Source organism: Geofilum rhodophaeum, assembly GCF_002210225.1.
Taxonomy (GTDB): domain Bacteria; phylum Bacteroidota; class Bacteroidia; order Bacteroidales; family Marinilabiliaceae; genus Geofilum; species Geofilum rhodophaeum.
Window position 1 is genome coordinate 1 of record NZ_MWUJ01000047.1, and the last position, 3,145, is coordinate 3,145.

Here is a 3,145-nt window from a genome sequence, read left to right on the forward strand (position 1 = left end):
AAATAATCAGAGGCTTAACAACAGGAATCTGCGCTCAGACGAATAATTTTCTGAAGGCAGCTGTTTTTAAGTGTTTTACTTATAGTTGGTGAGGCGTTTTGACCTTGCATTCCTTTGTTCACTTGCGCTGATTTCTGGAGTGTCTTGTCTTGAAATACTACCAATTCTGAGTCTAAGTTCTATTTGTCGAGTGGCATATTCTTGTTCATCTGCTAATTGTCAAATCTTGCAACGGCCATAGACTTGAATGTTTGGTGCGGAAAAGTTAGGCTTGTCAGAAAATTCCAGGTAATTCCAATAGATTGGTCTCGCTATAGAGAAATATGACTTTTGAGACTGGTGTTTCTGGCTTGAAGATTTTTCTTAGTTTTACAGTATGTGAGAATTCACAGACTTGCTTTAAAAGTGGTTTGTTAATTCGGATATTTTAGTGGTTATGGAGAAGCTCACCCGACATAGTATACAATGGTTCTACAATCTTCTGGCTAAAGGAGAATGTGATATCCTTGATTTTAAAGCTCAATTGGAGGATAAGATTGCTTTTGGACGGTCATTGAAGAATTTTGCATCCAAGTATGATGAATTGGCCAAGGATGTAGTAGCTTTTTCAAATAAAAAGGGCGGCTTTTTATTTGTTGGCATTGAAGATAAAACCAAAGAAATCAATACCGCGTTTGAATACACGGATACAAAAGTTTTTGAGTTAATTCGTCAAATTCAAGATAGAACCGTGCCTTCTATCTCGGTAAAACCCCATAGGATAAACGTTAAGAGCACTGAAATATTGGTCCTTGAAGTTCCTTTTACTACTCAACTGCACCGTACCTCTAAAGGTGAATATCTTATAAGGAGTAACGATGGTAATCGGCCTATTGAAACTTATGAAATGGCTACAGTTCAAGCAGAGAAGGGCTTAATTGTCTATGATCAAAAAACGTGGAATTTACCGCTTGCCAGCACCGGGACTGATAAACAAGGGAACCCTATTCCTGGTTGGCAGGATATCACAAAAACTAGAGATCTCTTTTTACGCATACAAAAGGAAAAACCACAAAGTCCTTATCTCAAAAATAATTCTCCTGAGTTTACCGAAACGCTCGGGTTGATTAAGGAAGATTTTGGGAAGTTACTTCCAACCACGACAGGGATTCTCTTCATAGGGAATCACAAAGCCTTGAAAGAGGTGCCTTTTAACCAGATTAAATACATACGGTACTACGAAGACGGAACATATACGCCATTTGAATATAGCGGCAATTTGATCGAAATGGCAGATGCCTGTTTTCAGCAATTAAAATCAGAGACTAAGGTGAAAGAGTTTCATTTTGGTTTGTTTAGAGAGTATATTGAGGATTATCCAGAGGTCGTTTTGAGAGAGCTCCTTATCAATGCCATTGCTCATCGTGATTATAGTCGCCAGCAGATTATAGAAATTCGAAAATATCCTGATTATTTGGAGTTTGAAAGCCCTGGCCATTTCCCTCAAGGAATAAATGAAACAAACTTATTACGAAAAACAAATCCTCGTAACCCTGGAATTATGGACGTTCTGCGTGAAATTAACTACGCTGAAAAGGCTGGCAGTGGTTTTGATAAAATTTTCACAGCTTTGCTTTCCAAAGGGAAGAAGCTTCCAGAGCCCTTACAAACCGACAATTCTGTTTTATTACGGGTTGATGCCAATGTTTATTCTGAGAAACTTGCGGAATTGAGCTTGCTGTATAAGCAGGCCACAAAAAAGGATATTGATTTAGAGAAACTCATTGTTCTCAATCACATTTATACAGGGCAAAAGCTTACGTTTCAGCAATTAGAAAAATTACCGTTTGTTAATAACTATCAGCTAAGGAAGATTTTAAGTGAATTGCAAGAGATTGAATTCATTGAAACTACTGGAAGGACTTCAGGACTCAAATATATTATCCATAGGAGTAAATTGGCGACTACCGATGATAAAATAAGCTATGCCAAGCTTAAAAAACAAGAAAAAGCAAGACAAATAGAAGCCATTATTCGTTATTTAGATACGGTTGAAGAGATTGATAATGAATCAGCTCGTAAATTGTTGAGTATTCCAGATACAAATGCGTCCTATGTATCAAGACTGTTTGCAGAGATGGTGGAGAAAGGCCAAATCGTAATAGCAGATGAGACTAAACACAATCAAAGAACGTACAGATTAAAAGTGTAGTTGCAAAGAAAATGCGTGTTTAATATCAGGGGGTTAGGTGATTCTTCTTTGCAGTCTTCTTTGCAAGTATGCCGACTTTGAACGTTGAGAGCCCCACTTTTTGTAAGTATATAAGTTTCCTGATTAGACAGGTGCGTTTTGGGGTTGAAAGTTGCATTATATTTGAGGGGTTTCGCCTTTTGTTTATCAGAATAATTGTTTTTGATAATTGATTTCGTGAAATTTTGTTTTTAGATTTGTTTTTTGTTAAGACGAAATGCACTAAATTGCCTCTTCAAAGAGAACTTTTACCTTAATCCGTTTTAGTATGTTTGGACATAAGTGTTTTTTACGCATTGGCCAGCTTGAGGACTCAAGTGCAAGCGGCCTTTATAAGTACAGTTACGAATTGCTGTCGTGTACTTACGGTTTTGGCCAGTCGGTGGACCGAAATGGCAAGACCCAATCCGAAGTTCAGGGGGGTACCCTGAACCTTGTTTTTCCCAATGTTCCTACCAATGACTTTATTTCCTGGATGTTGAAGTCTTCTAAGTTGGAGGATGGTGCCATCGTGATTTGTGATGCCAATGACCTGCCTATAGAGAAGGTGTATTTTGAGGGTGCGGCTTGCATACAGATGAACATCGACTATGTGCAGGAAGGTGATGGGTACATCACTACGTCGCTGGTATTAGAAGCCCGGAAATTGACCGTTGGCAGTGTTTCGTTGGAGAAAAATTGGGTAAACTTAAAGTAAGGAACAGTCATGATTAATTTTGATAGAATTGACAGCAATATTACGGTTTGGATGACCATCGATGGTCAGGACTATGAAGTATCTCATTTCAATATTGGCTTTGTTCAGTCTTCAGATGCCAAAGGAGAGCCGCAGGATGAAGTCAGGGGCGGCCTGATGCAGCTGACCTTGACGCAAATGATCCCTGAAAGTCTGTACACCTGGGCCATGAAAACAAC

The 3,145-nt window shown here is 38.7% G+C and carries 3 protein-coding genes; all 3 read left to right on the forward strand.

Going from position 1 to position 3,145, the window contains the following annotated elements:
• Positions 1 to 436 precede the first annotated feature (436 nt).
• Positions 437 to 2,191 (forward strand): RNA-binding domain-containing protein, encoded by a 1,755-nt coding sequence (locus tag B4W65_RS16850; protein ID WP_088656329.1) that lies wholly within the window; start codon positions 437 to 439, stop codon positions 2,189 to 2,191.
• A gap of 307 nt (positions 2,192 to 2,498) precedes the next feature.
• Positions 2,499 to 2,927 carry a type VI secretion system tube protein TssD gene (gene tssD, locus B4W65_RS16855; RefSeq protein WP_088656330.1) on the forward strand — a complete coding sequence of 143 codons (429 nt, stop codon included), beginning with the start codon at positions 2,499 to 2,501 and terminating at the stop codon, positions 2,925 to 2,927.
• A 9-nt stretch (positions 2,928 to 2,936) separates the two neighbouring features.
• Positions 2,937 to 3,145 (forward strand): type VI secretion system tube protein TssD (gene tssD, locus B4W65_RS16860; RefSeq protein WP_317044010.1); only part of this gene is annotated, 209 nt, incomplete at its 3' end.